The sequence below is a fragment of the Pseudomonas sp. Snoq117.2 genome, from assembly GCF_900110545.1.
GTDB classification, from domain to species: domain Bacteria; phylum Pseudomonadota; class Gammaproteobacteria; order Pseudomonadales; family Pseudomonadaceae; genus Chryseomonas; species Chryseomonas benzopyrenica.
Map to the genome: position 1 here is coordinate 100,425 of NZ_FOED01000009.1, position 25,239 is coordinate 125,663.

The following is a 25,239-nucleotide window of genomic DNA, read 5'->3' on the forward strand; positions in this document are numbered from 1 at the left end:
TGCTAGAGTGGCCGCATTTTGCGGCAGGGGTAACGGTCTCGTGTTCGAAATGGTCAAAGCTGGCGGCTGGATGATGCTGCCGATCATCCTCAGTTCCATCCTGGCCACGGCCATCATCGCCGAGCGGCTGTGGACCCTGAGGCGCGGCCGGGTCGCCCCGCCCACGCTGCTCGCCCAGGTCTGGCGCTGGATCCAGGACAAACAGCTCAACAATGAACGCCTGCGCGAGTTGCGCGCTGGTTCGCCCCTGGGCGACATCCTCGCCGCGGGCCTGACCAATTCCCGTCATGGTCGCGACATCATGAAGGAAGCCATCGAGGAAGCCGGCAGCCGCGTGGTGCACGACCTCGAGCGCTATCTCAACACCCTCGGCAGCATCGCCGCCCTGGCGCCGCTGATGGGTCTGCTCGGCACGGTGTTCGGCATGATCGATATCTTCAGCGCCTTCATGAACGACGGTATGGCCAATGCGCCCATTCTCGCCGGCGGCATCTCCAAGGCCCTGGTCACCACCGCCGCCGGTCTGCTGGTGGCGATTCCCGCGGTGTTCTTTCATCGCTATCTGCTGCGTCGGGTGGACGAGCTGGTGGTGGGCATGGAGCAGGAAGCGGTCAAGCTGGTGGACATCCTCCACGGTGATCGCGAGGTGGACGTCCGCGAAGGAGCCCCGGCGTGAAATTCCGTCGTCGCGCCGGGGGCGCCGTTCGCGAAGAGGTCTATATCAACCTGGCCTCCTTTATCGACGTCATCTTCGTCCTGCTGCTGTTCTTCGTGGTGACCGCGACCTTCAACAAACCCAGCCAGCTGAAGATCGAACTGCCCGAGGCCGACAGTGCCGCGGCGGCCGCCAACCAGGGCAAGACCCTGGAGATCAGCATCACCGCCGAAGGCCAGATGGCACTGAATGGCCAGACGTTGGCCCGCAACGATCTGACCGGCCTGACCACCGCGCTGCAGCGGGAATCCGGTGGCGACAACAGTCTGCCGCTGGTGATCACCGCCGATGGCCGCGCCACTCACCAGGCGGTGGTCATGGCCATGGATGCCGCCGGCAAGCTGGGCTTCAGCCAGCTGCGCATCACCACCCTCGAGGCCCAGGCGAAGCGTCCGTGAGTCTGGGCGAACGCCTGGTCCGCGCCTGGTATGCAGGGCATCCGGCCCTGGGTCTGCTGACACCGCTCGAAGCCCTCTATCGGCAGGTCGCCCGGCGCAAGCGCCAACGCTTCCTGGCGGGGCAGGGCAGCATCCATCGTGCGCCGGTCCCGGTCATCGTGGTGGGCAATCTCACCGTTGGCGGGACCGGCAAGACCCCCATGATCCTCTGGCTGATCGGTCATCTGCGCGCCCGCGGCCTCAGGGTCGGTGTGGTCAGCCGTGGCTATGGCGCCACGCCGCCGAGTCTGCCCTGGCGGGTGCGCGCGACCGACACCGCCACCGTCGCCGGCGACGAGCCGCTGCTGATCGTGCAGCGCACCGGGGTGGCGCTGGTCACGGATCCCGATCGTGGCCGCGCCGTCGAACGCCTGCTCGCCGAGGAGCGGCTCGATGTCATCCTCAGCGACGACGGCCTGCAGCACTATCGCCTGGCACGGGATCTGGAATTGGTCATGGTCGACGCGGTGCGGGGCTTCGGCAATGGGCGCTGCCTGCCGGCCGGGCCCCTGCGCGAGCCCCTGGAGCGTCTGGCCGAGGTGGATGCCGTGATCCACAACGGCGCCGCGACCGATCCTTCCGCTGGTTTCGGCCTGACCCTGCAGCCGGGTGCCCTGATCAATCTGTGCAGCGGCGAGGTGCAGCCGCTGGACTTCTTTCCCCCGGGGCAGCGCCTGCATGCCCTGGCCGGCATCGGCAACCCCGGGCGTTTCTTCGCTACCCTCGAAGGACTACACTGGCAGCCGTTGCCCCATGCCTTCGCCGATCACGCCACCTACAGCGCTGCGGACCTGGCCTTCACGCCCGAACTGCCGCTGGTGATGACCGAGAAGGACGCGGTCAAGTGTCGGCCCTTCGCCGCCGCCGACTGGTGGTACCTGGCGGTGGACGCCCAGCCCTCGGCCGCTTTCGTCGCCTGGCTGGATGGGCGTCTCGCTCGACTCCTGCCCGAACACTCTCACTGACGGAACAATCGCCCATGGATCTCAAGCTGCTGGACATCCTCGCCTGCCCCCTAACCAAGAGCCCGCTGATCTTGAGCGACGACAAGACCGAACTCATCAGCAAGGCTGCGGGCCTGGCCTTCCCGATTCGCGACGGCATCCCGGTGATGCTGGAAAGCGAGGCGCGCGTCATCACCACGGACGAGCGTCTGGATAAATGAGCACCGCGTTCACCGTCGTCATCCCGGCGCGGCTCGCCAGCACCCGGCTGCCCAACAAGCCACTGCTCGACATCGCCGGCAAGCCGATGATCCAGCACGTCTGGGAGCAGGCCCGCCGCAGTGGCGCCGAGCAGGTGGTGGTGGCGACCGACCATGACGACATCCTGCGTGCCTGCGAAGGCTTTGGCGCCCGGGTCCTGCTGACCCGGGCCGACCATGCCTCGGGCACCGATCGCCTGGCCGAGGTGGCCGAGCTGCTCGGCTTGGCCGATGACGCCCTGGTGGTCAACGTCCAGGGTGACGAGCCGCTGATTCCGCCCGCGGTGATCGACCAGGTGGCGAGCAATCTCGCCGGCCATCCCGAGGCCGGCGTGGCCACCCTCGCCGAGCTGATCGGGGACGTCGACAGCCTGTTCAATCCCAATGTGGTCAAGGTGAGCACCGACGTGAACGGTCTGGCGCTGACCTTCAGCCGGGCGCCGCTGCCCTGGGCGCGCAATGCCTTTGCCAGTGATCGCGCACAGTTGCCCCAGGGTTTTCCCTACCGCCGGCATATCGGCATCTATGCCTATCGCGCCGGTTTTCTCGCCGACTTCGTCAGCTGGGGTCCCTGCGCCCTGGAAGAGACCGAAGCCCTGGAGCAGCTGCGTGCCCTCTGGCACGGCGTCCGCATCCATGTCGCCGATGCCCTGGAAGCGCCCCAGGCCGGGGTGGATACCCTGGAAGACCTCGAGCGCGTCAGACGCCTGCTGGGAGCCTAGATGACCCTGCGCATCCTGTTCGTCTGCATGGGCAACATCTGCCGCTCGCCCACCGCCGAAGGCATCCTCAGGGCCAAGCTGGACGCCGCCGGCCTGGCCGAGGCGGTGGAGCTGGACTCGGCTGGCACTGGCGACTGGCATGTCGGCAAAGCCCCGGATGCCCGCGCCATCCAGGCCGCGGCGGCTCGCGGCTATGACCTCGGCGCCCTGCGTGCGCGCCAGGTAACCGCGGACGATTTCCAACGCTTCGACCTGATCCTGGCCATGGATCAGGACAACCTCGCCTGGCTGGAGCAGCTGCGCCCCGACCAGGGTGCAGTACCCGAGCTGTTCCTGGCTCGTCAGGGACTGGCGGTGGATGAAGTGCCGGATCCCTACTACGGCGGCGCGGCCGGCTTCGAGCGCGTCCTCGACCTGCTGGAAAGCGCCTGCGATGGCCTAGTCGCCGAGGTGGCTGCCCGTCATGGTCGCTGAGCTGCAACAGCAGGTCCCCTTGCAGGGGCTCAATACCTTCGGCCTGGTGGCGCAAGCCGATCGCTATCTGGAAGCCGCGAGCGATACCGAGGTCCGCGAGGCCCTGGCCCTGGCGCGGCAACTCGGCGTGCCGCTACGGGTGCTGGGCGGTGGCAGCAACCTGGTCCTGCCCGAGCGGGTCGAGGGCCTGGTGCTGCGGCTGACGTCCCGCGGTATCCGACTGCTGGCGGAGGAGGGCGATGCCCTGCTGGTGGAAGCCGAAGCCGGCGAACCCTGGCATCCCTTCGTCATGGCGACCCTGGCCAACGGCTGGTACGGCCTGGAAAATCTCAGCCTGATTCCCGGCACCGTCGGTGCCTCGCCCATCCAGAACATCGGCGCCTATGGCGTCGAATTGAAGGACAGATGCGCCGGGGTCACGGCGCTCGACCGCCACAGCGGCGAACTCCACGACCTCACCTCAGCCGATTGCGCCTTCGCCTATCGCGAGAGCCGCTTCAAGGCCGAGGCCGGGCGCTGGATCGTGCTGCGGGTACGTTTTCACCTCAGTCGCCAGCCGCAGCTGGTGCTGGACTACGGTCCCGTGCGCCAGGCCCTGGCCGAAGCGGGTGTCACCCAGCCCACGCCCGAAGCCGTCAGCGCGGCCATCTGCAGCATCCGCCAGAGCAAACTGCCCGACCCGGCGGTGCTGGGCAATGCCGGCAGCTTCTTCAAGAATCCCGTGGTGACCGCCGCCGAAGCCGCCGCGTTGCAGCAACGCTATCCGTCCCTGCCGACCTATCCCCAGGCCGATGGCACGGTCAAGCTGGCCGCCGGCTGGCTGATCGACCAGGCCGGCTGGCGCGGCCATCGCGACGGCGCCGTGGGGGTGCATGCCGCCCAGGCGCTGGTGCTGGTCAACTTCGGCGGCGCCCGTAGCCGGGATGTCCTGGCCCTCGCCGAGCGCATCCGCGCCTCGGTGCGCGAGCGCTTCGGGGTGACGCTGGAGATGGAGCCGGGAAGCCTGACGTGACCGACGATTCGCCCGATGTCCAGCGCCGCCGCCTGCTGATCGCCACCACCTCCGCCGTCGGCGGCCTGGGGCTGGTGGCGGGCAGCGTGCCCTTCGTCTGCGCCCTGCGGCCCAGTCGGTCGGCGGAGGTGGCGGCGGCACCGGTCGAGGTGGACCTCAAGGCCTTGCGCGAAGGCGAACAACTCACCGTGCAGTGGCGCGGCCAGCCGGTCTGCGTCCTGCGTCGCAGCGCCGCGGACCAGGCCCGACTCCTGGCCGACGAGGCGGGGCTGGCCGACCCGGATTCTCGGGAATCCAGCCAGCCACCCTATGTCGATCCGCGCCTGAGATCGCGGCGGCCGGACATCTTCGTCGTCACCGCCATCTGCACCCACCTGGGCTGCATTCCCTCCCTGGCGCCAGGCGCGGCAGAGCGGGAGGGGGGCTATCTCTGTCCCTGCCATGGCTCCCATTTCGACCTGGCCGGGCGGGTCTTTCGCGACCAGCCGGCACCGCTGAATCTGGCCGTGCCCCCCTATCATTTCCGCGGCGACACCCTGCTGGTGATCGGCAGCGACGAGGAGGGAGCGACATGAAGAGCGACGAGCCCGGCTGGCTGGAGCGACGGCTGCCCATGGGCGCCTTCTGGCGACGCCATATCAGCGACTACCGGGTGCCGCGCAACCTCAACGTCTTCTATCTGTTCGGTTCGCTGCTGGTCTTCATCCTGGCGCTGCAGGTGCTGACCGGGCTCTGGCTGTTGTTCGGCTACGAGCCGACGGTGAAGGGCGCCTTCGCCTCGGTCCAGCTGTTCATGCGCGAGGTGCCCTTTGGCTGGTTGATCCGCTATCTGCACGCGGTGGGCGCCTCGGCGCTGTTCGTCTGTCTCTATCTGCACATGCTGCGCGGCCTGCTCTATGGCTCCTATCGCGCGCCGCGGGAGCTGGTCTGGAGCTTTGGCGTGCTGCTCTATGTGCTGCTGCTGGCCCAGGCCTTCTTCGGCTATCTGCTGCCCTGGGGCCAACTGTCCTACTGGGGCGCCCAGGTGTCCCTGAGCGCGGTCGAGGCGCTGCCCCTGGTAGGCCCGACTCTGGCCGACCTGCTGCGGGGCGGGGTGGTGCTGTCCGATGCCACCCTGCGGCGCTTCCAGGCCCTGCATGTGGTCGGGCTGCCGCTGCTGATCCTCGCGCTGGTGACGCTGCACGTCGTCGCCCTGCGCCAGACCGGCTCGAACAATCCCGAAGGTGATGAGCGCGATGTCAGCGGTGCGGCGGGGGTACCTTTCCACCCCTACCTGACGCTCAAGGACCTCTGCGGCCTGGCGGTTTTCCTGCTGGTGTTCCTGGGCGTGGTACTGCTGGCGCCGGACCTGGGTGGGCTGGTGCTGGAGCCGGCCAACCAGCAGCCGGCCGATCCCTTGGTGACCCCCGCGCACATCGCGCCGCCCTGGTACCTGGCGCCCTTCTATGCGCTGTTGCGGGCGGTGCCGAGCAAGGCCGGCGGTCTTGGCCTAGCGGCCCTGGCCATCGCCCTGCTGTTCGTGCTGCCCTGGCTGGATCGCAGCACGGTCCGCTCGGTGCGCCACAAGGCCTGGCCGGCGCGGCTGGGGCTGTATCTGGGCTGTCTGGCCTTTGCCGCTCTGGGCGTGCTGGGCGTGGTCGCGCTTACCGAACAGCGCCTGCTGCTGGCGCGCCTGGCGGCTGGCGTCTATTTCGCCTGTCTGCTGGGCATGCCCTGGTACAGCAGGCTGGGGCGTCCGCGAACGCTGCCGGAGCTCGGCTCATGATGCGTTGCCTGCTCCTGGGTCTGCTGTTGCTGTGCAGCGGTCTGGTCATCGGTGCCGAAGGCGATCCCCGAGCCGGTGCCCTCACCTTCGGTCGCTATTGCCTGGCCTGCCACGGCCAGGAGTACCAGCGCTTCGATCGCGTCGCCGCCGATCTTCACCTGGACCTCGCCAGCTGGGCGCCCGGGCGCACCGCTAGTGCGCCCATGCTCGGCCTGCTCAAACCCGAGGATGCCCGCCGCGCCTTCGGCAGCGTACCGCCGGACCTCACCCTGATCGCCGCGGTGCGCGGCGAAGCCTGGTTGCGCGCCTTCCTGCAGGAATTCTATGTGGCGCCCGGACGTCCGCTCGGGGTCGACAATCTCGCAGCGCCCGGCACCCGCATGCCCGACGTCCTGGCCGCCCTGCGCGGTCGCCAGCTGCGCGACTGCCACGAAGGGCGCTGCGTGCTGCGCCTGGAGGCGGGCAGTGGCGCCCAGACCCCCGAGCAGTTCGCCCGTACCGTCGACGATCTGGTCGCCTACCTGGGCTATTCCGCCGCACCCGAACGTAGCCTCGCCTGGCGGCTCGCACCCTGGGTGCTGGGCTATCTGGTGCTGTTCGCCATCCTGGCCTTCTGGCTCAAGCGCGAATTCTGGCGGCGATTGCCCGACAGTGAGCGATGAGACTAGGTGGCAGGCGGCAAGGTGCGAGATAATCCCCCTTTGCAGCTTCGCCCCTGACGGGGGAGGGACCCATGGGCGCCATAACCCGCCTGACCTGTTTCCATGATCCCGAGGATCACTACAGCCATCGGATCCGTCTGATCCTGGCGGAAAAGAACGTCGAGTGCGAGCTGATCGCCGTGCGCCGTGGCGAGTGCCCGCGGCAGCTGGCCGAGCACAATCCCTATGGCACCGTGCCGACGTTGATGGATCGCGACCTGGTGCTCTATGGCACCGAGGTACTCATGGAGTACCTCGAGGAACGCTATCCGCATCCGCCGCTGCTGCCGGCCTATCCGGTCACCCGGGGTCAGTCGCGGCTGCTGATGCACCGTATCGGGCGCGACTGGTGCACCCTGGTGGACAGTATCCTGCAAGCCGCGCCGGGCGCCGACCTCGCCGCCGCGCGCAAGGAACTGCGGGAAAGCCTGACCGGCGTGGCGCCCATCTTCGCGGAAAAAGCCTTTTTCCTGAGCGACGACTTTTCCCTGGTGGACTGTTGCCTGCTCCCCATCCTGTGGCGATTGCCGCGCCTGGGCGTCGAATTGCCCCGGGCCGCCAAGCCGCTGCAGGACTACATGGATCGCATGTTCGCACGCGACAGTTTCCGATCCAGTCTTTCGGTCACCGAGCGTGAGATGCGCTAGAGGAGAACCCCATGAATTCCAGTCGCCCCTACCTGGTCCGCGCGCTCTACGAGTGGATCGTGGACAACGACTGCACGCCCCATCTGCTGGTCAACGCCGACTATGCCGAGGTGCGCGTGCCGCCGGGCTATGCCAACGACGGCCAGATCGTGCTGAACGCCTCGCCCAGTGCCGTGCGTGACCTGCACATGGACAACGAAGCGGTGAGCTTCAACGGCCGTTTCGGTGGCGTCGCCTACAACCTCTATGTCCCGATCGGTGCCATCCTGGCCATCTACGCCCGGGAGAACGGCCAGGGTATGGTCTTCGACAGCGAACCCAGCCCGCCGGATGACCAGGGTCCCGACAACGGCGGCAGCAAGCCCGAGGCGCCCAAGCCGACACCGACGCGGCCGAGTCTGAAAGTCGTCAAGTAAGCCTGGCCGACACCTGCTGCAGGGCCTTCTGCAGCAGGCATGAAAAAGCCCCTGTCGGCAGTGCCGGTAGGGGCTTTTTCGTTAGCCTTGCAAACTCAGCGCTTGAGCGAGGCCGGCAGGTGCGGCTGGATCTGGGTCAGCAGACCGCGGAAGCACTTGGGGTTGCCGGCGACGATGTGGCCCTTCTCGAGGAAGTCGTGGCCGCCATTGAAGTCGCCGATGAGGCCACCGGCTTCCTGCACCAGCAGGGCGCCTGCCGCCATGTCCCACTCCGACAGGCCCATTTCCCAGAAGGCGTCGAAGCGACCGGCGGCGACATAGGCCAGGTCCAGGGCGGCGGAGCCGGCGCGGCGGATGCCGGCGGTCTGGCCGATCAGGCTGCGGAACATGCCCAGGTAGTTGTCCAGGTGGTCGACGTCATTGGCACGGAAGGGGAAGCCGGTACCCAGCAGAGCGCCTTCCAGGCTGCGACGGTTGGTGACACGGATGCGCCGGCCGTTCAGGGCGGCACCGCGGCCACGGCTGGCGGTGAATTCTTCCTGACGCACCGGATCCAGGACCACGGCATGTTCCAGGCGACCCTTGTACTTGCAGGCGATGCTCACCGAAAAGTGCGGGACGCCACGAATGAAGTTGGTGGTGCCGTCCAGCGGGTCGACGATCCAGACATAATCAGCGCCTTCGCCTTCGCCCGCCAGGTAGCCGGATTCCTCACCGTAGAAACCATGGGTGGGATAGGCCTTGCGCAGGGTGGCGAGGATGGTCTGCTCGGCGGCACGGTCGACTTCGGAGACGAAGTCGTTGGCGCCTTTTTCGTCGACGGCGATCACGTCCAGGCGCTCAATCGAACGGAAAATCAGTTCACCGGCGCTGCGGGCCGCGCGCAGTGCGATGTTCAGCATGGGCTGCATGGATAAATCACCTGGGTTGTATAAGGAAAGCCGGCAATGATAGCAGACTTCGCGGCGCTGGAAGGGGTATTCGTGGCCAGCGGGCGCGTGTGGGCGTAGTATACGGCGCCGATTTCCCGCGTCCGTTCGAGGATAGCCACGTGCTGCACAACATCCGCGTCGTTCTGGTCAATACCAGCCATCCCGGCAATATCGGCGGTGCCGCCCGGGCAATGAAGAACATGGGCCTGTCGCGCCTCTATCTGGTCGATCCCGAGGACTTTCCCAGCGGCGAGGCCAATGCCCGCGCGTCCGGGGCCAATGACGTGCTCGACGCCGCCATCGTGGTCGACACTCTGGAAGAGGCCCTGACCGGCTGCAGCCTGGTGCTGGGCACCAGCGCCCGCGACCGCCGCATCCCCTGGCCGCTGCTGGATCCGCGCGAATGCGCCACCACCTCCCTGGCCCAGGTGGAGCAGGGCGGCGAGGTGGCCCTGGTGTTCGGTCGCGAATATGCCGGCCTGACCAACGAAGAGCTGCAGCGCTGCCACTACCATGTGCACATCCCCTCGGATCCGGCCTTCGGCTCGCTCAATCTCGCCGCGGCGGTCCAGGTGCTGGTGTACGAGGTGCGCATGGCCTGGCTCGCGGCGCAGAACCAGCCGACCAAGATGAACAAGGTCGAAGCCACCGCCATGCTCAACACCCAGCCGGTGACGGTGGAGGAGCTGGAACTCTACTACGAGCACCTGGAGCAGACCCTGGTGGAGATCGGCTTCCTCGATCCGGCCAAGCCGCGCCACCTGATGAGTCGGCTGCGGCGGCTCTACGGTCGTGCCGGCATCAGCAAGCTGGAGATGAACATCCTGCGCGGCATCCTCACCGAAACCCAGAAGGCCGCCCGCGGCGAATCCCACCCGCGGACTATCCCCCCGATAGATAATGCCTGAGTGATTTGGTCGGTTTTAAAGTTGACCTTTTTTGTCGGGAATCCGATAATCAGGGTCATCCGATGCAACCCGCTCGAGTTCATCATGAGACTGACCACCAAAGGCCGCTATGCCGTAACCGCCATGCTCGACCTGGCGCTGCACGCCCAGCGGGGGCCGGTGTCGCTGGCCGACATTTCCGAGCGGCAGGGCATTTCGCTGTCCTATCTGGAGCAGCTGTTTGCCCGGCTGCGCCGCGGCGCGCTGGTCAACAGCGTACGCGGTCCCGGCGGCGGTTATCAGCTGGCGCGCGACATGGGCGGTATCCATGTGGCCCAGGTGATCGATGCCGTCAACGAATCCGTGGATGCCACCCGTTGCCAGGGCGGTGGGGGCTGTCACCAGGGCGATACCTGCCTGACCCACCACCTCTGGTGCGATCTGAGCGATCAGATCCACACCTTTTTGAGTGGCATCACCCTGGCCGACCTGGTCGCCCGCAACGAGATCCAGCAGGTGGCCAAGCGTCAGGACACCAAGGCCTGTGCCAGTAAGCAATCGCCCTTAGCGGTCGAAAAAATCGAAGCGTCCACCATCGACTGAGCAGAGACGCCCGTCTGATTAGGAGTAACCGATGAAATTGCCGATCTACCTAGACTATTCCGCCACCACGCCCGTCGATCCGCGCGTCGCTCAGAAGATGAGCGAGTGCCTGCTGGTGGACGGCAACTTTGGCAACCCCGCATCGCGCTCCCACCTGTTCGGCTGGAAGGCCGAGGAGGCCGTGGAAAACGCCCGTCGTCAGGTGGCCGAACTGGTCAACGCCGACCCGCGCGAGATCGTCTGGACCTCCGGTGCCACCGAGTCCGACAACCTGGCCATCAAGGGCGCCGCGCACTTCTACCAGAACAAGGGCAAGCACCTGATCACCTCCAAGATCGAGCACAAGGCGGTGTTGGATACCACCCGCCAGCTCGAGCGCGAAGGCTTCGAGGTCACCTATCTCGAGCCGGGCGAAGACGGCCTGATCACCCCCGACATGGTCGAGGCGGCCCTGCGTGACGACACCACCCTGGTGTCCATCATGCACGTCAACAACGAGATCGGTACGGTCAACGACATCGCCGCCATCGGCGAGCTGACCCGCTCCCGTGGCGTGCTCTTCCATGTCGACGCCGCCCAGTCCACCGGCAAGGTCGAGATCGATCTGGAAAAGCTCAAGGTCGACATGATGTCCTTCTCGGCGCACAAGACCTATGGTCCCAAGGGCATTGGCGCCCTCTACGTCCGCCGCAAGCCGCGCGTGCGTATCGAAGCCCAGACCCACGGCGGTGGCCATGAGCGTGGCATGCGTTCGGGTACCCTGGCGACCCACCAGATCGTCGGCATGGGCGAGGCCTTCCGCATCGCCAAGGAAGAGATGGTCCAGGAAAATGCCCGCATCAAGGCCCTGAGCGATCGCTTCTACCGTCAGTTCGAAGGCCTGGAAGAGGTCTACCTGAACGGCAGCCTGATCCATCGTGTGCCGCACAACCTGAACCTGAGCTTCAACTACGTCGAAGGCGAGTCGCTGATCATGGCGCTCAAGGACCTGGCGGTCTCGTCCGGTTCGGCCTGTACCTCGGCGTCCCTGGAGCCGTCCTACGTCCTGCGTGCCCTGGGCCGCAACGACGAGCTGGCACACAGCTCCATCCGCTTCACCTTCGGCCGCTTCACCACCGAAGAAGACGTTGACTACGCCGCGAGCAAGGTCACCGAAGCCGTCAACAAGTTGCGCGAATTGTCTCCGCTGTGGGACATGTTCAAAGAAGGCGTAGACCTGAGTCAGGTCGAGTGGCAAGCCCACTGACCCACCCTGATAAGCGAGGATTGAACCATGGCATACAGTGAAAAGGTCATCGACCACTACGAAAACCCGCGCAACGTCGGCAAGTTCGATGCGGCCGATCCCGATGTCGGCACCGGCATGGTCGGCGCTCCGGCCTGTGGCGACGTGATGCGTCTGCAGATCAAGGTCAACGAGCAGGGCATCATCGAAGATGCCAAGTTCAAGACCTACGGCTGTGGCTCCGCCATCGCCTCCAGCTCCCTGGCCACCGAGTGGATGAAGGGCAAGAGCATCGAGGAAGCGGCGTCGATCAAGAACAGCATGATCGCCGAAGAACTGGCTCTGCCGCCGGTGAAGATCCACTGCTCGGTACTCGCCGAAGACGCCATCAAGGCGGCGGTCAGCGACTACAAGCAGAAGAAAGGCCTGCTCTAAGGAGGAACCATGGCGATCAGCATGACCGAGTCCGCCGCCCGCCACGTGCAGCGTTCCCTCGATGGACGCGGCAAGGGGGAGGGCATCCGCCTGGGCGTTCGTACCACGGGTTGCTCGGGGCTGGCCTACGTACTCGAGTTCGTCGATGAATTCGCGGCCGAGGACCAGGTGTTCGAAAGCCATGGCGTCAAGGTCATCATCGACCCCAAGAGCCTGGTCTACCTGGACGGCACCGAGCTGGATTTCGTGCGTGAAGGCCTCAATGAGGGCTTCAAGTTCAACAATCCCAACGTGCGTGGCGAGTGTGGCTGCGGCGAAAGCTTCAACATCTGAGGCCCGCCATGGGTAAGCCCTGTCACTTCGCGCTGTTCGAGATCAAGCCCGCCTTCGAGATCGACCAGGCGGGTCTGGCCGCGCGCTATCGCGACCTGGCCCGCACGGTCCATCCGGATCGGTTCGCCGATGCGCCGGAACGCGAGCGGCGCCAGGCGCTGGAGCGGTCGGCCGAGCTCAACGAGGCCTATCACGTGCTGCGCGCGCCGTCGCGCCGCGCGCGTTATCTGCTGGAGCTCGAAGGCCACGAGATGCCGCTCGAGGCGACCATCCAGGACACCGATTTCCTCATGCAGCAATTGCAGTGGCGCGAGGAGTTGGAAGACCTGCAGGACGCCGGCGACAGCGCGGGCATTCCCGCCTTCCGCCAGCGCCTCAAGGAGGCGCAGCGCGACATCGAGCAGGCCTTCGCGGTGATCTGGCAGGATCCCGCCCAGCGCGAGTCTGCCGAACGCCTGGTCCGTCGCATGCAGTTTCTCGACAAGCTGGCCAGCGAGATCCGCCAGCTCGAAGAGCGTCTGGACGATTAATCACAGGTGTCGCTCAGGCACCGACAACCATAAGCCGACTAGCCAATGGCTCTATTGCAGATAGCCGAACCCGGAATGGCGCCCAAGCCGCACCAGCGCAAGCTGGCGGTGGGCATCGATCTGGGCACCACCAATTCCCTCGTGGCTGCCGTCCGCAGTGGCGTGGCCGAGACCCTGCCCGATCTGCAGGGCGAGGTGATCCTGCCCTCCGCCGTGCGCTATGCCGCCGATGGGGTGGACGTGGGGGCAGGCGCCAAGGCCGCTGCCGCCCAGGATCCCTTCAATACCATTCTCTCCGTCAAGCGCCTCATGGGGCGTGGCATTGCCGACGTCAAGCAGCTGGGCGAGCAGTTGCCCTATCGCTTCGTCGCCGGTGAATCGGAAATGCCCTTCATCGATACCGCTGCCGGGCGCAAGAGTCCGGTGGAGGTCTCCGCCGACATCCTGCGGGTGCTGCGCGAGCGGGCCGAAGCCACCCTGGGTGGCGAACTGGTCGGCGCGGTCATCACCGTGCCGGCCTACTTCGACGATGCCCAGCGCCAGGCCACCAAGGACGCTGCCCGCTTCGCCGGACTGAACGTCCTGCGCCTGCTCAACGAGCCTACCGCGGCCGCCGTGGCCTATGGCCTGGACCGGGGCGAGGAGGGTGTGGTCGCCATCTACGACCTGGGGGGCGGCACCTTCGACATCTCCATCCTGCGCCTGACCCGCGGCGTCTTCGAAGTCATGGCCACCGGTGGCGACAGCGCCCTGGGTGGTGATGACTTCGATCATGCCATCGCCGGCTGGATCGTCCAGCAGGCCGGGTTGTCCAGCGATCTGGATCCGGGCACTCAGCGGCGCCTGCTGCAGAGCGCCTGCGCGGCCAAGGAAGCCCTGTCGGCTGCCGAGCGCGTAGAGGTCAGCCATGGCGACTGGTCGGGCGTGCTGGAGCGCAGCACCTTCCAAGAGCTCATCGCCCCGCTGGTGGCGCGCAGCCTCAAGGCCTGCCGCCGCGCCCTGCGTGATGCGGAAGTGGAGCCGGCAGAAATCGCTGCCGTGGTCATGGTCGGTGGCTCCACCCGCGTGCCCTATGTGCGCGAAGCCGTGGGCGAACTGTTCGAGTGCACCCCGCTCACCGACATCGATCCGGATCGCGTGGTCGCCATCGGCGCGGCCCTGCAGGCCGATTCCCTGGCCGGCAATCGTGCCGGCGAAGAACTGCTGCTGCTGGACGTCATCCCGCTGTCCCTGGGACTCGAGACCATGGGCGGCCTGATGGAGAAGATCATTCCGCGCAACACCACCATTCCGGTGGCGCGGGGGCAGGACTTCACCACCTATCGCGACGGCCAGACCGCCATGCTGGTGCATGTGCTACAAGGCGAGCGCGAACTGGTCAAGGACGCCCGCTCCCTGGCCCGTTTCGAATTGCGCGGCTTCCCGCCCATGGTCGCCGGTGCCGCCAAGATCCGCGTCACCTTCCAGGTCGATGCCGACGGCCTGCTCGGCGTCAGCGCCCGCGAGCTGTCCAGCGGCGTGGAAGCCAGCGTCCAGGTCAAGCCGTCCTACGGTCTGACCGACGGCGAGATCGCCAACATGCTGCAGGACTCCTTCCGTCATGCCGGTGACGACATGCAGGCCCGCGCGCTGCGCGAGCAGCAGGTCGAAGCGCGGCGGCTGATTGAGGCGGTCACCGCCGCGCTGGCCGCCGACGGCGAGCGCCTGCTGGACGCCGAGGAGCGTCAGGTGATCGAGCTGGAAATCGGCCAGTTGGCCGAGCTGCTGGACGCCACCGACCTCCAGGCGCTCGAAGACCAGACCAAGCGTCTTTCTCACGTAACCGATGCCTTCGCCGCCCGGCGGATGAACGCCTCGGTCAAGGCGGCCCTGGCGGGTCGTCGTCTCAACGATATCGAGGAGTAGTTCCATCATGCCGCAGATCACCCTGCTGCCCCACGCCGAGCACTGCCCCGAGGGCGCAGTCTTCGAAGCCAGCGAAGGCGAAACCATCATCGCCGCGGCCATGCGCAACGGCATCGACATCGAGCACGCCTGCGAGATGTCCTGTGCCTGCACCACCTGTCACGTAGTCGTCCAGGAAGGCTTCGATTCCCTCGAGCCTTCCGATGAGCTCGAAGACGACATGCTGGACAAGGCCTGGGGCCTGGAAATGCGTTCGCGCCTGTCCTGCCAGGCGGTAGTTGGCAGCGAAGACCTGGTGGTGGAGATTCCGCGCTACACCATCAACCAGGTTTCCGAAGGTCACTGAGGACAGCTGTCATGGCACTGAAATGGACCGATGTGCTGGATATCGCCATCGAACTCAACGACGCCCATCCCGACGTGGATCCGCGCTACGTGAACTTCGTCAAGCTGCGTAACTGGGTCGTGGACCTGCCGGAGTTCGACGACGATCCGCAGCGCGGTGGCGAGAAGGTACTGGAGGCCATCCAAGCCGCCTGGATCGACGAGTCCGCCTGACGCATCGCCCGTACCGCGCTACGCTTTTCACCGGGACCCGCGTATAATCCGCGGGTTTCGTTTTTGCTCTATTCTCACATTCGGAGTTCACATGTCTGTTCAACGTACCCTGTCGATCATCAAGCCCGATGCCGTATCCAAGAATGTCGTCGGTGAGATCGTCACCCGCTTCGAGAAGGCTGGCCTGCGCGTCGTCGCTGCCAAGATGGTCCAGCTGTCCGAGCGCGAAGCCGGTGGCTTCTACGCCGAACACAAAGAGCGTCCCTTCTTCAAGGATCTGGTCTCCTTCATGACCTCCGGTCCGGTCGTGGTCCAGGTGCTGGAAGGCGACAACGCCATCGCCAAGAACCGTGAGCTGATGGGCGCCACCGATCCCAAGAAAGCCGACGCCGGTACCATCCGTGCCGACTTCGCTGTCTCCATCGACGAAAACGCCGTCCATGGTTCGGATTCCGAAGCGTCCGCCGCGCGCGAGATCTCCTACTTCTTCGCAGCCACCGAAGTCTGCGAGCGCATCCGCTAAGGATGAGCGCCGGCCAGGGAAGCGGCCAGCCCGCCTTCCTGGCATCGCCCGCGTCCTGCGCGGGCTTCAAACAGATTTCGTCGAGGTGATCCCATGACCACAGCCACCGATAAGGTCAATCTGCTGGGCCTGACCCAGCCGCAACTCGAGTCGTTCTTCGAGTCCATCGGGGAGAAGCGCTTTCGCGCCGGCCAGGTCATGAAGTGGATCCATCACTTCGGCATCGATGATTTCGACGCCATGAGCAACCTGGGCAAGGCGCTCAAGGAAAAGCTCAAGGCCGCCGCGGAGATCCGTGGCCCCGAGATCGTCAGCGAGGACATCTCCCGCGACGGCACCCGCAAGTGGGTGATCCGCGTCGCCTCCGGCAGCTGCGTCGAGACCGTCTACATTCCGCAGAACGGCCGTGGCACCCTGTGCGTGTCGTCCCAGGCCGGTTGCGCCCTGGACTGCAGCTTCTGCTCCACCGGCAAGCAGGGCTTCAACAGCAACCTCACCGCCGCCGAAGTGATCGGTCAGGTGTGGATCGCCAACAAGTCCTTTGGCAGCGTACCGGCCAAGATCGACCGCGCCATCACCAACGTGGTGATGATGGGCATGGGCGAACCGCTGCTGAACTTCGACAACGTCGTCGCCGCCATGCGCATCATGATGGACGACCTGGGCTACGGCATCTCCAAGCGCAAGGTCACTCTGTCCACCTCGGGCGTGGTGCCGATGATCGAAGAGCTGGCCAAGCACATCGACGTCTCCCTGGCGTTGTCGCTGCATGCACCCAACGACGAGTTGCGCAACGAGCTGGTCCCGATCAACCGCAAGTATCCCTTGGCCATGCTGCTCGATGCCTGCCAGAGATACATCCGGCAACTGGGCGAGAAGCGCGTCCTGACCATCGAGTACACCCTGCTCAAGGACGTCAACGACCTGCCCGAGCACGCCCTGCAGCTGATCGAGCTGCTGCGCAACGTGCCCTGCAAGATCAACCTGATCCCTTTCAATCCCTTCCCGCACTCCGGCTACGAGCGGCCGAGCAAGAACGCCACCCGCCGGTTCCAGGAGCTGCTGGTGCAGGCCGGTTTCAATGTCACGGTGCGGACCACCCGCGGTGACGACATCGATGCCGCCTGCGGCCAGCTGGTGGGGCAGGTCATGGACCGTACCCGTCGCAGCCAGCGTTACATCGCCGTTCGCCAGCTCGACGGTGCCGAAACCGTGACGCCGCTCCAGGGCTGAGGGCGCGATCATGGCGATCACGCGCTTTGCGGCTGTCGCGCTCGCCCTGGTGGTCGGTAGCCTGGCCGGCTGCGTGACCGAGGGTGACCGCAACCCCATGGATACCCGCCAGGGACGGATGCAGGCCCGTGATGCCTACATCCAGCTTGGCCTCGGCTATGTCCAGCAGGGCAACACCGAACAAGCCAAGGTGCCGTTGAAGAAGGCCTTGGAACTGGATTCCTCCAGCGCCGACGCCCATGCCGCCCTCGGGCTGGTGTTCCAGGCCCAGGGCGAGACCGAACTGGCCGATCAGGAGTATCGCCTGGCCCTGCGCGAGCGGCCCCGCGATGCCCGCATCCTCAACAACTATGGCAGCTTCCTCTATGAGCAGGGGCGCTACAAGGATGCCTACGAACGCTTCACCCAGGCCGCCGAAGACAGCCTCTACCCCGAGCGCGCGCGGGTGTTCGAGAATCTCGGCCTGACGGCCTTGCGACTCAATCAGGTCGACTTGGGCAAGGAAAATCTGGAAAAATCCCTGCGGCTGGATCGCAATCAGCCCAGGGCCCTGTTCGAATTGGCTCAATTGGCCTATCAGACGCGCGACTACGTGCCGTCTCGCAGCTATTACCAGGCCTTCAGCCAGCTCAGCCCCCAGGATGCCCGCAGCCTGTTGCTCGGGATCCGCCTCGCCGAGGTGTTCAACGATCGCAACACCGCCGCGAGCTATGCCCTGCAGCTGAAGCGCCTCTACCCGAACTCACCTGAATATCGTCAACTTCAGTCGGAGCAGAAATGACCGCAGTGCAATCCGAAGCGGTACACGCCGGACGGGGCAATCCCGGTGAGATCTTGCGTCAGAAGCGACTGGCGCTTGGCTGGAGCCAGGCCCAGGTCGCCCAGAATCTCAATCTCAGCGAGCGCATCATCGAGCAGCTCGAGTCCGGCAACTATCAGCAGATGCCGGGGCACACCTTCGCCCGTGGCTACACCAAGGCCTATGGCAAGCTGCTGGGCCTGGACCAGGTCGAACTGGTGCGTACCTTCGACAGCTACACCGGCACCGATGCCAAGGGCAGCACCGTGCACAGCCTGGGCCGCCTCGACGAGCCGGTGCGGTTGTCGCGCAATGTCCTCAGATTCGTCAGTTTCGTCCTGGTGGTGCTGATCATCGCCATGGGTCTGTTCTGGTGGCAGGAGCGCAGTCGTCAGACTTCCAGCAGCAGCGCCGTGAGCATGGAGCATGTCGAGGTCGAGGGTGCCGACGGCAAGACCGAGATCCATCCCATCGACGAGCCGGAAGAACAGCCCCCGGTCACTGCTCAGCAGCCCGCCGTCACCCTGCCGTCTCCGGTAGGCACGCCGACGCCGGATGCCAATGCCGTGGCCGCCATGACCACCCCGACCGCCGCGCCGACTCCGGCCCCGGCCAGCGGTTCGAGCACGTCCACCCCTCCGGCGCCGGCTGCAACGGCGCCTGCCGCCTCGGCCACCGCGCCTGCCGCAGCGCCCGTCGCCGGCAGCGACAGCCTCAACATCCGCTTCACCGCCAACTGCTGGACGCAGGTCAGCGACGGTACCGGCAAGATCCTTTTCAGCGGCGTGAAAAAGGGCGGCGAGAGCCTCGACTACGCCTCGATCAAGGCGCCGGTCAACATCCGTCTCGGCTTCGCTCGCGGTGCCCAGATCACCTACAACGGCCAGGTCGTCGACTTCGCGCCTTACACCAAGGGCGAGACCGCCCGCATCAAACTCGGTCAGGCCGGACAATGACGTCCGGCGACCCCATGGGAAACCAGCATGCATAGCGAATCGCCCATCAAACGTCGGTTGTCCCGCAAGATCTGGGTCGGCTCGGTGCCGGTCGGCGGCGATGCTCCCATCGCCGTGCAGAGCATGACCAACACCGAAACCTGCGACGTCGACGCCACCGTGGCCCAGGTTCAGCGCCTGCAGGACGCCGGTGCCGACATCGTGCGCATCTCCGTGCCCGACATGGACGCCGCCGAAGCCTTCGGCCGCATCAAGCAGCGGGTCAGCCTGCCGCTGGTGGCCGACATTCACTTCGATTACAAGATCGCCCTGCGCGTGGCCGAGCTGGGCGTGGACTGCCTGCGCATCAACCCTGGCAACATCGGTCGCGAAGACCGGGTCAAGGCGGTGGTCGACGCGGCCCGCGAGCGCGGCATCCCGATCCGCATCGGCGTCAACGCCGGTTCGCTGGAAAAGGACCTGCAGAAGAAGTATGGCGAGCCCACCCCGGAGGCCCTGGTGGAGTCGGCCATGCGCCATGTCGACCATCTGGAGAAGCTGGACTACCCGGACTTCAAGGTCAGCGTGAAGGCCAGTGACGTCTTCATGGCCGTGGCGGCCTACCGTCAGCTGGCCACCCGCATCGAGCAGCCGCTGCACCTGGGCATCACCGAAGCCGGCGGCCTGCGCTCGGGCACGGTGAAGTCCGCCGTGGGCCTGGGCATGCTGCTGGCCGAAGGCATCGGCGACACCATCCGCATCTCGCTCGCGGCCGATCCGGTCGAGGAGATCAAGGTCGGTTTCGACATCCTCAAGTCCCTGCGCCTGCGTTCGCGTGGCATCAACTTCATCGCCTGCCCGAGTTGCTCGCGGCAGAACTTCGATGTGGTCAAGACCATGAACGAACTGGAAGGGCGCCTGGAGGACCTGCTGGTGCCCCTGGACGTCGCGGTGATCGGTTGCGTGGTCAACGGTCCCGGCGAAGCCAAGGAAGCCCATGTCGGCCTGACCGGAGGTACGCCCAACAATCTGGTGTACATCGATGGCAAGCCGGCCTCCAAGCTGAACAACGACAATCTGGTGGACGAGCTGGAAGGGCTCATCCGCCGCAAGGCGGCCGAAAAGGCCGAAGCGGATGCCGCGCTCATCGCGCGCAGCTGAAAGATCAAGGAATAAGGCCCTTTCGTGAGCAAGTCCCTGCAAGCCATCCGTGGCATGAACGATATCCTGCCGGAGCAGACTCCGGCCTGGCGTTACCTGGAACGTACCTTCGCGACGCTGCTCGACGGCTATGGCTACCACGAGATCCGTCTGCCCATCATGGAGTTCACCGAACTCTTCGCCCGTGGCATTGGCGAGGGCACCGACGTGGTGGACAAGGAGATGTACACCTTCCTCGACCGCAACGAGGAGTCCCTGACCCTGCGTCCGGAAGGCACCGCGGGTTGCGTGCGGGCCGTGCTCGAACACGGCATGACCGGTGGTGGCCAGGTGCAGAAGCTCTGGTACGCCGGGCCCATGTTCCGTTATGAGAAGCCGCAAAAGGGTCGCTATCGCCAGTTCCACCAGATCGGCGTGGAGGTGTTCAACCTGCCCGGTCCGGACATCGATGCCGAACTGATCGTGCTCACCGCGCGCCTCTGGCAACGCCTGGGCCTGACCGACGCCGTGACCCTGCAGCTCAACAGCCTGGGTTCCAGCGCCGATCGCGCCCGCTATCGCGAAGCCCTGGTGGCCTATCTGCAGGAACGCTTCGAGCAGCTCGACGAAGACAGCCAGCGCCGCCTGACCACCAATCCGCTGCGCATCCTCGACAGCAAGAACGCCCAGACCCAGGCGCTGCTGCAGGACGCCCCGACCCTGGCCGACTACCTGGACGACGAGTCCCGCGCGCACTTCGACGGCCTCAAGGCCCGTCTGGACGCCGCCGGCATTCGCTACCAGATCAACCCCAAGCTGGTGCGTGGCCTGGACTACTACGGCCGTACGGTCTTCGAGTGGGTCACCGACAAGCTGGGCGCCCAGGGCACCGTCTGTGCCGGTGGCCGCTACGACGGCCTGATCACCCAGTTCGGCGGCAAGCCCACCCCGGGTGTCGGCTTCGCCATGGGGGTCGAGCGCCTGGTGCTGCTGCTGGAAACCCTGGAATGCCTGCCTGGCGATCTGCAGCGACCCGCCGATCTCTATCTGTGCGCCTTTGGCGAGGCGGCCGAGCTGGCCGGCCTGAAGTTGGCAGAACAGTTGCGCGATGCCCGTCCGGACCTGCGTCTGCTGGTCAATGCCGGTGCCGGCAGCTTCAAGAGCCAGTTCAAGAAGGCCGACAAGAGCGGCGCGCTCTGGGCCATGATCCTGGGTGAAGACGAACTGGCCGCGCAACAGGTGGCACTCAAGCCGCTGCGTGGCGATGCGCCCCAGGAAAAGGTCGATTTCGCGGCCCTGGCCGCCCGTCTGGACGAGATTTTGCCCCTGGCCGGTTCCGGTCGCGGGAATTGAGGAGAACGGATTTGAGTTCCATCGACGACGACAATCTGGTGGTCGCCAAGGCCTGGTGGCAGCGTAACGGCAAGCCGCTGGTGGCGGGTGGTGTCATCGCCCTGGTGGCGGTGCTCGGCTGGCAGGGCTGGCAGCGTTACCAGAACAGCCAGGCGCAAGGCGCTTCGGTGCTCTATCAGCAACTGGTGGAAGCCACGCTGGCTCCCGGTGGCAAGGTCGACACCGCCCGGGTGACGGACACCTACGGCAAGCTCAAGCAGGATTATTCCGGTACCGCCTACGCCCAGTACGGGAGCCTCTTCGTCGCCAAGGTGGCGGTAGAGAACAATCGCCTGGACGACGCCGCCGCCGAACTCAAGGCCGTAGTGGACAAGCCCCATGACGCCGAACTCGGCGAGCTGGCGCGTCAGCGACTGGCCCGGGTGCTGGCGGCCCAGGGCAAGGCCGAAGAGGGCCTCAAGCTGCTGGATGGCGAGGCGCCCAAGGCCTATGTCGCCAATCGCGAAGAATTGCGTGGCGACCTGCTGGTGGCGCTGAAGAAGCCGGCCGAGGCCCGCGCCGCCTATGAAAAAGCCCGCGCCGCGCTGCCCAACGACGCAGCCGAAGGCGTGCTGCAGATGAAACTCGATGATCTCGCCAAAGGAGACGCCTGATGTTGCGCTGGAAGCCTATCGCGGTACTGGGTCTCGCCCTTGCGGTCGTCGGGTGCAGCAGCACCGGCAAGAAGGAATTGCCGCCGGCCGAGCTGAAGGACATCAAGGCTGAAGTTCGCCTGGATGAAGTCTGGAGTCGCTCGGTGGGCGACGGCCAGGGCAAGGAATACAACCGCCTGGTACCGGCCGTCGACGGCCAGACGATCTTTGCCGCTGATGCCGACGGCCGGGTCATGGCGATGAATCGCGAGACCGGCCAGGTGCTGTGGAAGAAGGACCTGGACCTGCCGGTGTCCGGCGGCGTCGGCGTGGGCTCCGGCCTGGTGCTGGTCGGCACCCTGCGTGGCCAGGTGATCGCCCTCGACAGTGCCAGTGGCGACGAGAAGTGGCGCGCCCAGGCGTCCAGCGAAGTGCTGTCCGCCCCGGTGGTCAACAACGACGTGGTGGTGGTGCAGTCCCAGGACGACAAGCTGCAGGCCTTCGAGCTGGGCAGCGGCACCCGTCGCTGGATCTACGAAGACACCCAGCCGGTGCTGAGTCTGAGAGGCACTGGTGCGCCCCTGGTCACCAACCAGGTGGTCATGGCCGGTTTCGCCAGCGGCAAGGTGGTCGCTCTGGACGTGCAGCGCGGCCTGCCGCTGTGGGAACAGCAGATCGCCGTGCCCAAGGGCCGTTCCGAACTGGAGCGGATCGTCGACGTGGACGGCGGCCTGTCGCTGTCGGGCGACACCCTCTATGTGGTCAGCTACAACGGCCGCGTGGTCGCGCTCAATCCGGCCAACGGCCAGATCCTCTGGCAGCGTGACGCCTCCAGCTACGACGGCGTGGCCGAAGGTTTCGGCAACGTCTACCTGAGCCTGGACAACGGCACCGTGGAAGCGGTCGAGGAATCCTCCACCTCCGCCCTCTGGACCAATGCCGATCTGGCCCGTCGCCAGCTCACCGGTCCGGTGGTCTGGTCGAGCAACGTGGTGGTGGGTGACTACGCCGGCTACATCCATCTGCTGAGCCAGGTCGACGGTCGTTTCGTCGGTCGGACCAAGGTCGACGGTGACGGCGTCCGGGTACGGCCACTGGTCGTCGGCGACATGCTCTACGTTTACGGCAATGGCGGTAAACTCGTCGCCTATCGTCTGCGCTAGAAACTATTATCCTCAACCGATGGCCGCTACCGTGAAGTTCGGTAGCGGCCATCGTGTTTTCTGCTCTGGGAGAGCCGCATGGTTCCCGTAATTGCCCTGGTGGGGCGGCCGAACGTCGGCAAATCCACGCTTTTCAACCGCCTGACCAAGACTCGGGACGCCATCGTCGCCGACTTCGCCGGCCTGACCCGCGATCGCAAGTACGGCGAAGCCAAGTGGCAGGGACGCACCTACATCGTGGTCGACACCGGCGGCATCTCCGGTGACGAGGAAGGCATCGACCTGAAGATGGCCGAGCAGTCGCTGCAGGCCATCGAAGAATCCGATGCGGTGCTGTTCCTGGTGGACTCCCGCGACGGCATGACCGTCGCCGATCAGATGATCGCCGAGCACCTGCGCAAGCGAAACAAGCGCACCTTCCTGGTGGCCAACAAAGTCGATACCGTCGACCCGGATATCGCCCGGGCGGAATTCAGCCCGCTGGCCATCGGCGACGCCTATCCCATCGCGGCAGCCCACGGGCGCGGCGTGAACAACCTGCTGGAAGACGCCCTGGGCGTCTTTCCCAAGGATGAGGTCGAGGTCGAGGAGCTCACCGAGGAGCAGGTGCGCGCTGCCGCGGAGGAGGGTGGCGACGTCTTCCGTCGCGTCCAGGGCATCGACGAGACCACCGGCATCAAGATCGCCGTGATCGGTCGGCCCAATGTGGGCAAGTCGACCCTGGTCAACCGCATGCTCGGCGAAGAGCGGGTGATCGTCTATGACCAGGCCGGCACCACCCGCGACAGCATCTACATCCCCTTCGAGCGCAACGAAGAACGCTACACCCTGATCGACACCGCCGGCGTGCGCCGTCGCGGCAAGGTCTTCGAGGCGGTCGAGAAGTTCTCGGTGGTCAAGACGCTGCAGGCGATCCAGGACGCCAACGTGGTGATCTTCGTCATGGACGCCCGCGAAGGCGTGGTCGAGCACGACCTCAACCTGCTCGGCTTCGTGCTGGAGACCGGTCGTGCCCTGGTGATCGCCCTGAACAAGTGGGACGGCATGGAGTCCGGCGAGCGCGACTACGTCAAGACCGAACTGGAACGCCGCCTGCTGTTCGTCGACTTCGCCGACATCCACTTCATCTCGGCGCTACATGGCACCGGCGTGGGTCACCTGTACAAGTCGGTGCAGCAGTCCTTCGCCTCGGCCACCACCCGCTGGCCCACCAGCCGCCTGACCCAGATCCTCGAGGATGCGGTGCAGGAGCACCAGCCGCCGATGGTCAGCGGCCGGCGCATCAAGCTGCGCTATGCCCACCTGGGTGGCGCCAACCCGCCGCTGATCGTCATCCACGGCAACCAGACGGAAGCGGTGCCCAAGTCCTATACCCGCTACCTGGAAAAGACCTATCGCCGGGTGCTCAAGCTGGTGGGTACGCCGATCCGCATCGAATACCGCGGTGGCGAGAACCCCTTCGAGGGCAAGAAGAACACCCTCACCGAACGCCAGGTCAACAAGAAGCGCCGGCTGATGAGCCACCACAAGAAGGCCGAGAAGAAGCGCAAGGACAAGCGGCGGTAAGCCGGTCGGGCGTTGTGAAGGGAAGGGGGCTAATAGCCCCCTTTTTCTTTGTGTGCGCCAGGCATGGCGCGTTGCGCGTAAGCGCAACCCGCTTGGCTGTGGTGGCCAGGCGGGTGACTTGGAGGTGAAAGTCCTCTACACACCCGGCAAGGGGAAGTGTTAGCCAGAGGCAAGGGTGTCGCAGGTGACTGCGAATCTGAAGGAAGCCCGAGGCAAAATGCTGGCCTGACGAACAGGAAGCGGATAGAGGCGGCACAGCGGGGTGAGGTGGCACAAATCGCCAAAGCCCGATACTTGCACGGAACGCTGTGACGTAGATCCGACAGGCATAAGCAGGAAGGTCGCGCGAATTACCCTGGGAGATCTGCACGTTTGCCACTGTGCTACCGAACGT

The 25,239-nt window shown here is 65.7% G+C and carries 31 protein-coding genes; 30 read left to right on the forward strand and 1 reads right to left on the reverse strand.

Annotation, left to right across the window (positions count from 1 at the left end; genetic code table 11):
• Window positions 1-40 precede the first annotated feature (40 nt).
• From BMZ43_RS19890 to BMZ43_RS19945, 12 genes are all read left to right on the forward strand, one after another.
• Entirely contained in the window at window positions 41-676 is a 636-nt protein-coding gene (locus BMZ43_RS19890; RefSeq protein ID WP_064309423.1) for a MotA/TolQ/ExbB proton channel family protein, read from the forward strand.
• The gene (locus BMZ43_RS19895; RefSeq protein WP_064309422.1) at window positions 673-1,113 is read left to right on the forward strand and encodes an ExbD/TolR family protein; all 441 of its coding nucleotides are present in this window, start codon (window positions 673-675) and stop codon (window positions 1,111-1,113) included. The genes BMZ43_RS19890 and BMZ43_RS19895 overlap by 4 nt, the downstream gene beginning before the upstream one ends.
• A complete protein-coding gene (lpxK, locus tag BMZ43_RS19900) occupies window positions 1,110-2,117 on the forward strand; it encodes a tetraacyldisaccharide 4'-kinase (protein WP_064309421.1) in 1,008 nt (335 codons plus the stop codon). Before BMZ43_RS19895 ends, lpxK begins: the two co-directional genes overlap by 4 nt.
• Before the next feature lie 14 nt (window positions 2,118-2,131).
• Entirely contained in the window at window positions 2,132-2,317 is a 186-nt protein-coding gene (locus BMZ43_RS19905) for a Trm112 family protein (protein ID WP_059232294.1), read from the forward strand.
• Window positions 2,314-3,078, forward strand: coding sequence for a 3-deoxy-manno-octulosonate cytidylyltransferase (gene kdsB, locus BMZ43_RS19910; protein ID WP_064309420.1), 765 nt, complete (start codon window positions 2,314-2,316; stop codon window positions 3,076-3,078). Before BMZ43_RS19905 ends, kdsB begins: the two co-directional genes overlap by 4 nt.
• A gap of 6 nt (window positions 3,079-3,084) precedes the next feature.
• Window positions 3,085-3,552 carry a low molecular weight protein-tyrosine-phosphatase gene (locus BMZ43_RS19915; RefSeq protein ID WP_177344834.1) on the forward strand — a complete coding sequence of 156 codons (468 nt, stop codon included), beginning with the start codon at window positions 3,085-3,087 and terminating at the stop codon, window positions 3,550-3,552.
• The gene (gene murB, locus BMZ43_RS19920) at window positions 3,542-4,564 is read left to right on the forward strand and encodes a UDP-N-acetylmuramate dehydrogenase (protein WP_064309418.1); all 1,023 of its coding nucleotides are present in this window, start codon (window positions 3,542-3,544) and stop codon (window positions 4,562-4,564) included. The genes BMZ43_RS19915 and murB overlap by 11 nt, the downstream gene beginning before the upstream one ends.
• Window positions 4,561-5,139 (forward strand): ubiquinol-cytochrome c reductase iron-sulfur subunit, encoded by a 579-nt coding sequence (gene petA, locus BMZ43_RS19925; protein ID WP_017639761.1) that lies wholly within the window; start codon window positions 4,561-4,563, stop codon window positions 5,137-5,139. The genes murB and petA overlap by 4 nt, the downstream gene beginning before the upstream one ends.
• A complete protein-coding gene (locus BMZ43_RS19930; protein WP_064309417.1) occupies window positions 5,136-6,329 on the forward strand; it encodes a cytochrome b in 1,194 nt (397 codons plus the stop codon). The genes petA and BMZ43_RS19930 overlap by 4 nt, the downstream gene beginning before the upstream one ends.
• Window positions 6,326-6,991 (forward strand): cytochrome c1, encoded by a 666-nt coding sequence (locus BMZ43_RS19935; protein ID WP_064309416.1) that lies wholly within the window; start codon window positions 6,326-6,328, stop codon window positions 6,989-6,991. The genes BMZ43_RS19930 and BMZ43_RS19935 overlap by 4 nt, the downstream gene beginning before the upstream one ends.
• 71 nt (window positions 6,992-7,062) lie before the next feature.
• Window positions 7,063-7,677 carry a glutathione S-transferase N-terminal domain-containing protein gene (locus BMZ43_RS19940; protein ID WP_017639758.1) on the forward strand — a complete coding sequence of 205 codons (615 nt, stop codon included), beginning with the start codon at window positions 7,063-7,065 and terminating at the stop codon, window positions 7,675-7,677.
• An 11-nt stretch (window positions 7,678-7,688) separates the two neighbouring features.
• Window positions 7,689-8,093 (forward strand): ClpXP protease specificity-enhancing factor, encoded by a 405-nt coding sequence (locus tag BMZ43_RS19945; protein WP_017639757.1) that lies wholly within the window; start codon window positions 7,689-7,691, stop codon window positions 8,091-8,093.
• 95 nt (window positions 8,094-8,188) lie between these two features.
• On the opposite strand, the gene suhB is transcribed toward BMZ43_RS19945, so the two are convergent.
• Window positions 8,189-9,004, reverse strand: a complete 816-nt coding sequence (gene suhB, locus BMZ43_RS19950; protein ID WP_007162415.1) for a type III secretion system regulator SuhB — start codon at window positions 9,002-9,004, stop codon at window positions 8,189-8,191.
• Window positions 9,005-9,144: 140 nt separating this feature from the next.
• Here suhB and trmJ point away from each other — a divergent pair, with 140 nt between their 5' ends.
• From trmJ to der, 18 genes are all read left to right on the forward strand, one after another.
• A complete protein-coding gene (gene trmJ / locus BMZ43_RS19955) occupies window positions 9,145-9,933 on the forward strand; it encodes a tRNA (cytosine(32)/uridine(32)-2'-O)-methyltransferase TrmJ (protein ID WP_017639756.1) in 789 nt (262 codons plus the stop codon).
• 84 nt (window positions 9,934-10,017) lie between these two features.
• Window positions 10,018-10,515 carry a Fe-S cluster assembly transcriptional regulator IscR gene (gene iscR / locus BMZ43_RS19960; RefSeq protein WP_017639755.1) on the forward strand — a complete coding sequence of 166 codons (498 nt, stop codon included), beginning with the start codon at window positions 10,018-10,020 and terminating at the stop codon, window positions 10,513-10,515.
• A gap of 31 nt (window positions 10,516-10,546) precedes the next feature.
• Window positions 10,547-11,761, forward strand: coding sequence for an IscS subfamily cysteine desulfurase (locus BMZ43_RS19965; protein ID WP_017639754.1), 1,215 nt, complete (start codon window positions 10,547-10,549; stop codon window positions 11,759-11,761).
• A 27-nt stretch (window positions 11,762-11,788) separates the two neighbouring features.
• The gene (iscU, locus tag BMZ43_RS19970; protein ID WP_007162419.1) at window positions 11,789-12,175 is read left to right on the forward strand and encodes a Fe-S cluster assembly scaffold IscU; all 387 of its coding nucleotides are present in this window, start codon (window positions 11,789-11,791) and stop codon (window positions 12,173-12,175) included.
• Between the two features lie 9 nt (window positions 12,176-12,184).
• Entirely contained in the window at window positions 12,185-12,508 is a 324-nt protein-coding gene (gene iscA, locus BMZ43_RS19975) for an iron-sulfur cluster assembly protein IscA (RefSeq protein WP_007162420.1), read from the forward strand.
• 8 nt (window positions 12,509-12,516) lie between these two features.
• On the forward strand, window positions 12,517-13,038 hold the full coding sequence (gene hscB, locus BMZ43_RS19980; protein ID WP_064309415.1) for a co-chaperone HscB: 522 nt from the start codon (window positions 12,517-12,519) through the stop codon (window positions 13,036-13,038).
• Window positions 13,039-13,083: 45 nt separating this feature from the next.
• Window positions 13,084-14,943 (forward strand): Fe-S protein assembly chaperone HscA, encoded by a 1,860-nt coding sequence (gene hscA, locus BMZ43_RS19985; protein WP_064309414.1) that lies wholly within the window; start codon window positions 13,084-13,086, stop codon window positions 14,941-14,943.
• Between the two features lie 7 nt (window positions 14,944-14,950).
• Complete coding sequence (gene fdx / locus BMZ43_RS19990; protein WP_017639751.1) at window positions 14,951-15,289, forward strand: ISC system 2Fe-2S type ferredoxin; 339 nt, start codon at window positions 14,951-14,953, stop codon at window positions 15,287-15,289.
• 11 nt (window positions 15,290-15,300) lie between these two features.
• Complete coding sequence (gene iscX, locus BMZ43_RS19995) at window positions 15,301-15,501, forward strand: Fe-S cluster assembly protein IscX (RefSeq protein WP_017639750.1); 201 nt, start codon at window positions 15,301-15,303, stop codon at window positions 15,499-15,501.
• A 91-nt stretch (window positions 15,502-15,592) separates the two neighbouring features.
• Window positions 15,593-16,024: a nucleoside-diphosphate kinase gene (gene ndk, locus BMZ43_RS20000; protein WP_007162425.1), complete on the forward strand. Its 432-nt coding sequence runs from the start codon at window positions 15,593-15,595 to the stop codon at window positions 16,022-16,024.
• 93 nt (window positions 16,025-16,117) lie between these two features.
• A complete protein-coding gene (gene rlmN / locus BMZ43_RS20005) occupies window positions 16,118-17,257 on the forward strand; it encodes a dual-specificity RNA methyltransferase RlmN (protein WP_017639749.1) in 1,140 nt (379 codons plus the stop codon).
• A gap of 10 nt (window positions 17,258-17,267) precedes the next feature.
• Window positions 17,268-18,038 (forward strand): type IV pilus biogenesis/stability protein PilW, encoded by a 771-nt coding sequence (gene pilW / locus BMZ43_RS20010; protein ID WP_017639748.1) that lies wholly within the window; start codon window positions 17,268-17,270, stop codon window positions 18,036-18,038.
• Window positions 18,035-19,012, forward strand: a complete 978-nt coding sequence (locus BMZ43_RS20015) for a RodZ domain-containing protein (protein ID WP_093256013.1) — start codon at window positions 18,035-18,037, stop codon at window positions 19,010-19,012. The genes pilW and BMZ43_RS20015 overlap by 4 nt, the downstream gene beginning before the upstream one ends.
• A gap of 27 nt (window positions 19,013-19,039) precedes the next feature.
• On the forward strand, window positions 19,040-20,152 hold the full coding sequence (gene ispG, locus BMZ43_RS20020; RefSeq protein WP_017639746.1) for a flavodoxin-dependent (E)-4-hydroxy-3-methylbut-2-enyl-diphosphate synthase: 1,113 nt from the start codon (window positions 19,040-19,042) through the stop codon (window positions 20,150-20,152).
• Between the two features lie 24 nt (window positions 20,153-20,176).
• Window positions 20,177-21,484 carry a histidine--tRNA ligase gene (gene hisS / locus BMZ43_RS20025; protein ID WP_017639745.1) on the forward strand — a complete coding sequence of 436 codons (1,308 nt, stop codon included), beginning with the start codon at window positions 20,177-20,179 and terminating at the stop codon, window positions 21,482-21,484.
• 11 nt (window positions 21,485-21,495) lie between these two features.
• Window positions 21,496-22,137 carry a tetratricopeptide repeat protein gene (locus BMZ43_RS20030; RefSeq protein ID WP_017639744.1) on the forward strand — a complete coding sequence of 214 codons (642 nt, stop codon included), beginning with the start codon at window positions 21,496-21,498 and terminating at the stop codon, window positions 22,135-22,137.
• Window positions 22,137-23,279 carry an outer membrane protein assembly factor BamB gene (gene bamB, locus BMZ43_RS20035; protein ID WP_093256016.1) on the forward strand — a complete coding sequence of 381 codons (1,143 nt, stop codon included), beginning with the start codon at window positions 22,137-22,139 and terminating at the stop codon, window positions 23,277-23,279. Before BMZ43_RS20030 ends, bamB begins: the two co-directional genes overlap by 1 nt.
• Window positions 23,280-23,357: 78 nt before the next feature.
• A complete protein-coding gene (der, locus tag BMZ43_RS20040) occupies window positions 23,358-24,845 on the forward strand; it encodes a ribosome biogenesis GTPase Der (RefSeq protein WP_093256019.1) in 1,488 nt (495 codons plus the stop codon).
• Window positions 24,846-25,239 lie beyond the last annotated feature (394 nt).

Bases quoted from the DNA above. Each gene is read 5' to 3' on its own strand.
- BMZ43_RS19905 (WP_059232294.1), top strand. From the start codon at position 2,132: ATGGATCTCAAGCTGCTGGACATCCTCGCCTGCCCCCTAACCAAGAGC.
- kdsB (WP_064309420.1), top strand. From the start codon at position 2,314: ATGAGCACCGCGTTCACCGTCGTCATCCCGGCGCGGCTCGCCAGCACC.
- murB (WP_064309418.1), top strand. From the start codon at position 3,542: ATGGTCGCTGAGCTGCAACAGCAGGTCCCCTTGCAGGGGCTCAATACC.
- BMZ43_RS19930 (WP_064309417.1), top strand. From the start codon at position 5,136: ATGAAGAGCGACGAGCCCGGCTGGCTGGAGCGACGGCTGCCCATGGGC.
- BMZ43_RS19935 (WP_064309416.1), top strand. From the start codon at position 6,326: ATGATGCGTTGCCTGCTCCTGGGTCTGCTGTTGCTGTGCAGCGGTCTG.
- BMZ43_RS19940 (WP_017639758.1), top strand. From the start codon at position 7,063: ATGGGCGCCATAACCCGCCTGACCTGTTTCCATGATCCCGAGGATCAC.
- BMZ43_RS19945 (WP_017639757.1), top strand. From the start codon at position 7,689: ATGAATTCCAGTCGCCCCTACCTGGTCCGCGCGCTCTACGAGTGGATC.
- suhB (WP_007162415.1), bottom strand. From the start codon at position 9,004: ATGCAGCCCATGCTGAACATCGCACTGCGCGCGGCCCGCAGCGCCGGT.
- iscR (WP_017639755.1), top strand. From the start codon at position 10,018: ATGAGACTGACCACCAAAGGCCGCTATGCCGTAACCGCCATGCTCGAC.
- BMZ43_RS19965 (WP_017639754.1), top strand. From the start codon at position 10,547: ATGAAATTGCCGATCTACCTAGACTATTCCGCCACCACGCCCGTCGAT.
- iscU (WP_007162419.1), top strand. From the start codon at position 11,789: ATGGCATACAGTGAAAAGGTCATCGACCACTACGAAAACCCGCGCAAC.
- iscA (WP_007162420.1), top strand. From the start codon at position 12,185: ATGGCGATCAGCATGACCGAGTCCGCCGCCCGCCACGTGCAGCGTTCC.
- hscB (WP_064309415.1), top strand. From the start codon at position 12,517: ATGGGTAAGCCCTGTCACTTCGCGCTGTTCGAGATCAAGCCCGCCTTC.
- hscA (WP_064309414.1), top strand. From the start codon at position 13,084: ATGGCTCTATTGCAGATAGCCGAACCCGGAATGGCGCCCAAGCCGCAC.
- fdx (WP_017639751.1), top strand. From the start codon at position 14,951: ATGCCGCAGATCACCCTGCTGCCCCACGCCGAGCACTGCCCCGAGGGC.
- iscX (WP_017639750.1), top strand. From the start codon at position 15,301: ATGGCACTGAAATGGACCGATGTGCTGGATATCGCCATCGAACTCAAC.
- ndk (WP_007162425.1), top strand. From the start codon at position 15,593: ATGTCTGTTCAACGTACCCTGTCGATCATCAAGCCCGATGCCGTATCC.
- rlmN (WP_017639749.1), top strand. From the start codon at position 16,118: ATGACCACAGCCACCGATAAGGTCAATCTGCTGGGCCTGACCCAGCCG.
- pilW (WP_017639748.1), top strand. From the start codon at position 17,268: ATGGCGATCACGCGCTTTGCGGCTGTCGCGCTCGCCCTGGTGGTCGGT.
- BMZ43_RS20015 (WP_093256013.1), top strand. From the start codon at position 18,035: ATGACCGCAGTGCAATCCGAAGCGGTACACGCCGGACGGGGCAATCCC.
- ispG (WP_017639746.1), top strand. From the start codon at position 19,040: ATGCATAGCGAATCGCCCATCAAACGTCGGTTGTCCCGCAAGATCTGG.
- bamB (WP_093256016.1), top strand. From the start codon at position 22,137: ATGTTGCGCTGGAAGCCTATCGCGGTACTGGGTCTCGCCCTTGCGGTC.
- der (WP_093256019.1), top strand. From the start codon at position 23,358: ATGGTTCCCGTAATTGCCCTGGTGGGGCGGCCGAACGTCGGCAAATCC.